This window comes from Clostridium sp. (genome assembly GCF_016650095.1).
GTDB lineage: Bacteria > Bacillota > Clostridia > Clostridiales > Clostridiaceae > Clostridium_AD.
This window is the reverse complement of sequence record NZ_JAENWL010000158.1, coordinates 1-7,757: the sequence shown is the minus strand read 5'-3', so window position 1 is coordinate 7,757 and position 7,757 is coordinate 1. Positions and strand designations below refer to the sequence as shown.

Here is a 7,757-nt window from a genome sequence, read left to right as displayed (position 1 = left end):
TGGGAGAAGATGTAGGGCCATTTGGAGGATGTTTTGGTGTAACTGCAGGTCTCTTTGATGAATTTGGAGAAAAAAGAGTAAGAGATACTCCTATATCTGAAGGAGCAATTGTTGGATGTGCTGTAGGTTCTGCAGCTACCGGTCTAAGACCAGTAGCAGAGCTAATGTTTAGTGATTTTTCCACCGTTGCAATGGATATGATAGTAAATCAAGCAGCGAAAATGAGATATATGGTTGGAGGAAAGATATCCCTTCCATTGGTAATAAGAATGCCTCTTGGAGCAGGAGTTTCGGCATCAGCTCAACATTCTCAATCCCTAGAAGCTTGGTTTACTCATGTTCCAGGTCTTAAAGTTGTATATCCTACAACTCCAGAGGATGCATTAGGACTACTTATGACTTCAATTGAAGACGATAATCCAGTGATTTTTCTAGAACATAAACTTTTATATGGAATTAAGGGTGAAATACCTGATGATATTAAGCCTATACCTTTAGGTGTAGCTAGAGTGCATAAAGAAGGTACAGATGTAACTGTTATTGCTACAGGTAAAATGCTTCATGAAGCTATCGCTGCTGCTGAAAAATTATCTACTGAAGGAATTTCTGTAGAAGTATTAGATCCAAGAACATTATATCCTCTTGATAAAAAGGCAATATTTGAATCAGTAGGGAAAACACATAAAGTACTTGTGGTAACTGAAGAAAACAAAAGAGGAGGCTACGGTGGAGAGATTTCAGCTATGATAAGCGAAGAATGTTTTGACAACCTCGATGGTCCAGTAGTTAGAATAGGTGCCTTGAATACACCTATACCATTTGCAAAATGTCTTGAAAACTTAGTTATTCCAAATTCTGAGGATATTGTTAATGGAATTAAATCACTTTTCTAATCTTTTGAAGGAGGGAATTTCCCTCCTTTTAAAAATTAGAGATGGCTTTCTATAAATTATAATGAATGGGAGGATTATCTATGGCACATATTGTGGTAATGCCAAAACTTGGCTTAACAATGACAGAAGGAACTATCGTAAAATGGATAAAAAATGAAGGGGAAGAAGTGCATGCAGGAGAGGCACTATTTGAGGTGTCCACTGATAAACTTGTAAATGAAGTTGAAGCAAATCAAAGCGGAGTTGTTAGAAAAATTATTATTCAAGAGGGAGATATTGCTGAATGTTTAAAGCCGATAGCTATAATTGCTGCAATAGACGAAGATATATCAAGTATGCTTAAAGAAACCGGTGCAAGTGAAGAAGTTGCTACCCCTGTGCAAGCAGATTCAAAGGTTAAATCAACAATAGTTGATGAGGAATCTAAAATTAGAGTAAAGGCAGCTCCAGTTGCTAAAAAACTTGCAACCGAAAGTGGAATTAATATTCAATTAGTAACAGGTACAGGGCACGCGGGAAGAATAGTTTTAAAAGATGTGGAAGATTATATTGAAAATGAAAAAAATAGCACTAAAGTTTCTCCAGTAGCCGCTAAATTAGCACAGGAGTTAAACGTTAATGTTTCTGAAATAAATAAAGATGGAAGGGTAATGAAAGAAGATGTACTTGCCTTTGCAAGTAAGAGCACAAACATTATATTTGAAGAAAAAAGAGTTAAGATGACTTCTATGAGAAAGGTTATCGCATCAAGGATGTTTGAAAGCTGGAGTGTTTCTCCTGCAGTTACTTATGATATTAAAGTGGACACTACCAATTTAAAGAGGATGAAGGATCGCCTAAAGGATGTATGTAAACTCACATATACTGATTTACTTGTAAAATTACTGTCTAATGCATTATTGGAGTTTCCACTTGTTAACTGTTCTGTTGATAAGGAAGAATTTATAATTAAAAATTATATTAATATTGGAGTTGCTGTGGCAATAGATGGCGGGCTTATAGTTCCGGTAATAAAAAATGTACAGTCCAAAGGGTTAAAAGAAATTTCAGAGTCAGTTAAAGATTTGGCTTCAAAGGCTAAAGCAGGAAAACTTATAGAAGAGGAGATGAGCGGAGGAACATTCACAATTACTAATTTGGGAATGTTTGGTATTCAGAGTTTTTCTCCAATAATAAATCAGCCTGAAGTTGCTATACTTGGAGTAAACACAATAGAAGATACTCCTGTAGTTATAAACGGAGAAATTGTAATAAAACCTTTGATGAATTTATCACTTACAGCAGATCATAGGGCTATAGATGGAGCGATGGCAGCTAAGTTTTTATCAAAAGTTAAAGAGTTAATTGAAAAACCTGAAATACTTATACTATAAGGAAGGTGACTATTATGAAGGTGGTTGTTTTAGGTGGAGGTCCCGGAGGATATGTAGCTGCAATAAGAGCAGCTCAATTAGGCGGGGATGTAACCCTTATTGAAAAATCAAATCTTGGAGGAACTTGCTTAAATGTAGGATGTATACCTACTAAAGCACTGCTACAATCAGCAAAGTTGTTACATGAACTAAAAGAAAGCGATAAATTTGGGATAGAAGTAAAGGGAAATGTTGAAGTAAACTGGGCTAAAGTACAAAGTAGAAAAAAAACTGTTGTAAACACTTTAGTTTCAGGCGTAAAAGGCTTGTTATCAATAAACAAAGTAAAGGTAATAAATGGACTTGGGAAATTTGAATCAAAAAATAGTATATCTGTGACTAGTGAAGATGGGAATACTCAGAAAGTAGAATTTGACAATGTTATTATCGCGTCAGGTTCCCTCCCTTTTATACCCCCTATCGAAGGCAAAGATCTTGAGGGGGTAATGGATAGTACGGATGCCTTAAGTCTTAAGAACATACCTAAGAGTATGGTGATTATTGGTGGAGGAGTAATAGGTGTAGAATTTGCTAGTGTGTACAGTGCTTTTGGGTGTAAAGTTCATATAGTAGAAATGCTTCCATTTTTATTACCCCCTATAGATAGGGAACTTGGAGAAATGGTTAAGGTAAATTTAATAAGTGAAGGTATAGATATATACAATGACTGCAAGGTAACTAAAATTGAAAAAGCAAATGAAAATTTAAATGTAGCATTTTCAAAAGGAACTGAGCAATTAAACATTGAGGCGGAAAAGGTACTTGTAGCGGTAGGAAGACGCGCAAATATAAAAAACCTTGATTTGGATAAATCAGGAGTGAAAATAGAAAAAGGTTGTATTGTTGTAAATGATAATATGGAAACAAATGTGGCTGGAATATATGCAATAGGAGATTGTAACGGGAAAAACATGTTGGCTCATGTAGCATCGGAACAAGGCATCGTTGCAGCTGAGAGGATAATGGGTAAAAACTCTAAAATGGATTATAAGACTGTACCAGCTTGTGTGTATATAAGACCAGAACTTGCATCTGTGGGACTCACGGAAGAACAAGTAAAGACCAGTGGAGTTCCTTATAGGGTTGGGAAATTCCCTTTAGCAGCAAATGGAAAGGCACTTATAATGGGTGAAACCAGTGGTGTTATAAAGATTATTGCTGATGTGAATTATGATGAAATTTTAGGGGTTCATATATTAGGACCTGGGGCAACGGATATTATTACTGAAGCTGCTCTTGCACTAAGGCTAGAATGCACAATTGAAGAGCTCATAACTACAATACATGCACATCCAACTGTAGGTGAAGCAATGAGGGAAGCTGCTCTTGCAGTAAATAAACAGGCAATCCATATTCCAAATAAGTAACTAATAAAGGGGTGAATATTATGTTGTTTATTGTGCATAGCAATACTGGTCCTTATAAAAATCTTGCCATAGAAGAATTCTTAATGAATAAATTTAATGAAGATTGTTTTATGTTATGGCAAAATGAAAAGTGTATTGTAATTGGTAATTATCAGAATACTTACAGTGAAATAAATATGGATTATGTAAAGGAATATAATATTCCTGTAGTAAGGAGAATTACCGGAGGCGGCGCTGTATTTCACGATGAGGGTAATATCAATTTTTCATTTATTAGATCAGGAGTAGAGAAAGAGTACTTAAATTTTGAAAAATTTACAACCCCTATTGTCTTGGCACTGAACAAAATTGGTGTTAAAGCAGAACTTTCAGGAAGAAATGATTTGACCATTGATGGCAAGAAATTCTCTGGAAATGCACAGTACAAACATAAGGATAAAGTGCTACACCATGGAACCCTTCTTTTTTCTTCCAATATGTCTGATTTAGCTAGTGCACTAAAAGTTAATCCTATAAAGGTTGAAAGCAAGGGAATAAAATCTATTAGAAGTCGTGTAACTAATATTTCAGATCATCTTAAGCTTCCAATGACAACCAAAGAATTTAAGGAGTATCTTTTTAATGAAGTGTATACAACTACTGAAGATGCAAAGATTTATCGAATTACTGAAGAGGATTGGAAGAGAATCGATAAAATAGCTAAAGAGAAGTACTCTACCTTTGAGTGGAACTACGGACAAAATCCTCAGTTTAGTATGGATAGAGAGAAAAAGTTTGTAGGTGGTATAGTTCAGGCTTCTATGAATTTTGAAAAGAATAAAATCCGAAACATAAAAATATATGGAGACTTTTTTAGTGAAAAAGACATATCTGTAGTTGAAGATGCTCTTATAGGAGTATCTTATGATTATGAGTCAATGAATGATGTACTTAAGAATTTTGATATACAAAAATATTTTATGAATATATCCATTAAAAATATTTTGGATGTATTAATTTGAAGTAGTGCCTTTTAAAAGGCACTATTTTTTTGATGTTTTTTCACTAGTGACTTATTATAGGAGTAAACAAAAACTATTAATGGAGGGATCCAAATGATAAAGGATCTTGCAAGAAATACCTAGTGGTTACAGCTATGTTATTCATACCTCTATAAGCAAATTACTGTTTTATGATATATTTATAAAGAACACATCTTTCTAATGTAAATTAATTTACTGCCCATCGTCCTATTGTATTTAATATTGAAGGATTAGGGTAGAAAGTTTTAAAAACTCTATAGAAATAAAGTTCTTCTTTGGAACGGATTTCCTGACCCTCTTCATTATAAATTCGAGATATTTCTGTTTTTAGCTCTAAATCAGAAATACATTTATTGAATTTTTCTTCAAGGAATCCTTTAGTTCCGCTGCCTTCAGAGAATTCTTCTTTTTTTCTCCATAATATATCATCGGGAATGTATCCGGTACCGTCGAAAGCGGCTCGTAGAAGCCATTTCTCTGATATAATATTATCCTTTTGTTGAGGCATTTTCCATTTTGCTGGTATATGCAGTACATATTTTATCAGTTCTTCATCTAGAAAAGGGACACGTCCTTCAATAGAATTCGCCATACTTAATCGATCCAAACGTTGTAAATTAATATTATGAATAGATCCGAGCACCCTTAGTAGTTCACGTTTTAATTCTAGCTCATCACTGATATCTTCCAAATATGCATAGCCGCTAAAAATTTCGTCAGCACCTTCTCCAGAAAGTATAACTTTTACATGTTCAGCCGCAAGTTTAGATACAAAGTAAGTTGGAATAGCGCTTCTCACAAGAGAAGGGTCAAATGATTCCAAATTATAGATTACTTTTGGAATTGCCTCCAGAATATCCTGTTCCGTATAGATATATTCATAATGATCTGTTCCAAGATATTTTGCTACATGACTCGCAGCAGCCAAGTCGGGACTTCCTTTAAGCCCTATACAAAAGGATTTTATTGGACCATCACCTTGATAGTATTTGCTAGCGATGGCGGCAATTAAACTGCTGTCTAATCCACCACTAAGTAATACACCCAAAGGCACATCTGACATTAGACGTTTTTTGACAGCTTTTTCAACAAGACGTTTAATAACTTTAAGCGTCTCATCTAAAGGATATTGCTTATAAAAGGATATTTGGTCATTAATTGTCTTCACAGTTCTATAAGGAACAAACCCATCTTCTAGTGTAAAATAGTTTCCAGGCGGGAATTCAATGACTTCATCTACAATTCCGTATAAGCATTTTAATTCAGAAGCAAAATAGTATTTTCCGTTTTTCTTTCCGTAATAGAGAGGTTTAATTCCCAAAGGGTCTCTGGCTGCAAATACCGATGGTTGCCCACTTCGGGAATCTGAAATAATAAAGGCAAACATCCCATCTAAATAATCTACACAATTTTCCCCGTATTCTTCATATAAATGCAGTGCAACTTCACTATCTGAGTTATGGAGAAATTGGTGGTGCTGTAGATGTTCTTTTTTTAATTGCTGGTAATTATATATTTCACCATTACAAATAATCCATGCTTTCTCTGATTCATTTGGAATAGGTTGGATCCCATCTTCGGGGCTGATAATAGAAAGGCGTTTATGCCCTAGTAAGCATTGAGGTGTTTTTTTTATATCAGATTCATCAGGACCTCTATGGTCCATAAGGTTCAACATATGTTTCATTAAGGGTTCTTCGTCGTTATCAAAGGATTTCCCAATTATAGCTGCGATACCACACATTTATTAAATCACTCCTATATTTTAATTTTTAGCGCATCAAGCGTGGCGCTTACTTATAGTTTAATTGAATGGAATAAAAATGGCAATCTTCATATACTTTGATTGACAATGCTTACACAAGCTCAGTAGTGATAAAAATTAAATAAAAGCCATTTGAATAAATATACTTCGTAATTCAGTAGTAAACAGCAAGAACACTCTACTGGATTTTAAGTAGTTAAATAAGAGATATAGTACAAATGAATTAAGAGAAGCCTAAAATGGCTTCTCTTAAAAATTGTCATATTATCATATTTTACATTATGGTTTTATTAATGTGCACATCCATTTGAGGATATGGTATTGATATGTTTTTCTCATCAAAACCTTTTTTAACCATTTCAATGATATCATAATATACTGTCCAATAATCTATTGTACTAACCCATACTTTAACTGTATATACTATAGCACTGTCTCCATGTTCCGACATTCTTATAAATGGTTCAGGCTCACTTAATATTTTAGGATGATTATCAACAATTTCTTTTAAAGCCTGTATAACCTTAACATTGTCAGCATCATAACCAACACTAAAAGCAAAGTCTACTCTGCGAGTGTCATTTACTGAATAGTTAACTATACTAGTATTTGAAAGGTTTCCATTTGGTATAAAAATTACCTTATTATCAGGGGTAATTAATTCTGTATTAAGAATTTGCATATGTTTAACAGTTCCTTGGTATCCATTAGCCTCTATATAATCTCCAGCCTTGAATGGTTTTAGAAACAATAGAAGTATTCCACCTGCAAAATTTGATAGTGAACCTTGAAGAGCTAATCCAAGTGCGAATCCCAATGCTGCTAGTGCCGCAACGATAGAACTAGTATCAATTCCTAAAATATTAATAATAGATATAACCAAAAAACCTTTTAATGTTATATTTACTGAAGATAAAATAAATGGTTTTAAACTAATATCAAGGGAGGATTTCTTCATGTATCTACTTAATTGACCAGTTATCCACTTAATAATCATTAGTCCAATTATAAGTGTTACTATAGCAAATGCTATGTTTTTAATAATAGGGATACCCAAATTAATTATATTATCCATACTCTACTCCTTTCGTTTATAGTATTTAAATTAATAGATTTTCAATATATTATATCACGAACATATATTTACTGCAATTATAAGGAACAATTGATAGTAGCCTCCCATTCAAGGTCCTACTGACTTATGGAGGTAAAGCCTTCGAAGTTTTTCAGTAAGACACAACTTTTACATATAATATTTATGAAAGTTAGATTATAAAATAATAGTAATAGTAATAATA

At 33.7% G+C, this 7,757-nt stretch carries 6 protein-coding genes; 4 read left to right on the top strand and 2 right to left on the bottom strand.

The genetic code is table 11. The annotated features are described in order from the left end of the window. From JJE11_RS10480 to JJE11_RS10465, 4 genes are all read left to right on the top strand, one after another. Window positions 1–893 (top strand): alpha-ketoacid dehydrogenase subunit beta (locus JJE11_RS10480; protein ID WP_291635304.1); only part of this gene is annotated, 893 nt, incomplete at its 5' end. A gap of 80 nt (window positions 894–973) precedes the next feature. After that, window positions 974–2,266, top strand: a complete 1,293-nt coding sequence (locus tag JJE11_RS10475) for a dihydrolipoamide acetyltransferase family protein (protein WP_291635302.1) — start codon at window positions 974–976, stop codon at window positions 2,264–2,266. Window positions 2,267–2,280: 14 nt separating this feature from the next. Next, the gene (gene lpdA, locus JJE11_RS10470) at window positions 2,281–3,672 is read left to right on the top strand and encodes a dihydrolipoyl dehydrogenase (protein ID WP_291635300.1); all 1,392 of its coding nucleotides are present in this window, start codon (window positions 2,281–2,283) and stop codon (window positions 3,670–3,672) included. A gap of 20 nt (window positions 3,673–3,692) precedes the next feature. Then, window positions 3,693–4,673, top strand: coding sequence for a lipoate--protein ligase (locus JJE11_RS10465; protein ID WP_291635298.1), 981 nt, complete (start codon window positions 3,693–3,695; stop codon window positions 4,671–4,673). Between the two features lie 208 nt (window positions 4,674–4,881). Here JJE11_RS10465 and asnB read toward each other — a convergent pair whose 3' ends face one another. Next, entirely contained in the window at window positions 4,882–6,438 is a 1,557-nt protein-coding gene (gene asnB / locus JJE11_RS10460; RefSeq protein WP_291635296.1) for an asparagine synthase B, read from the bottom strand. Window positions 6,439–6,733: 295 nt separating this feature from the next. Beyond that, complete coding sequence (locus tag JJE11_RS10455) at window positions 6,734–7,534, bottom strand: mechanosensitive ion channel domain-containing protein (RefSeq protein WP_291635294.1); 801 nt, start codon at window positions 7,532–7,534, stop codon at window positions 6,734–6,736. Window positions 7,535–7,757 lie beyond the last annotated feature (223 nt).

Bases quoted from the DNA above. Each gene is read 5' to 3' on its own strand.
- lpdA (WP_291635300.1), top strand. From the start codon at position 2,281: ATGAAGGTGGTTGTTTTAGGTGGAGGTCCCGGAGGATATGTAGCTGCA.
- JJE11_RS10455 (WP_291635294.1), bottom strand. From the start codon at position 7,534: ATGGATAATATAATTAATTTGGGTATCCCTATTATTAAAAACATAGCA.
- asnB (WP_291635296.1), bottom strand. From the start codon at position 6,438: ATGTGTGGTATCGCAGCTATAATTGGGAAATCCTTTGATAACGACGAA.
- JJE11_RS10475 (WP_291635302.1), top strand. From the start codon at position 974: ATGGCACATATTGTGGTAATGCCAAAACTTGGCTTAACAATGACAGAA.
- JJE11_RS10465 (WP_291635298.1), top strand. From the start codon at position 3,693: ATGTTGTTTATTGTGCATAGCAATACTGGTCCTTATAAAAATCTTGCC.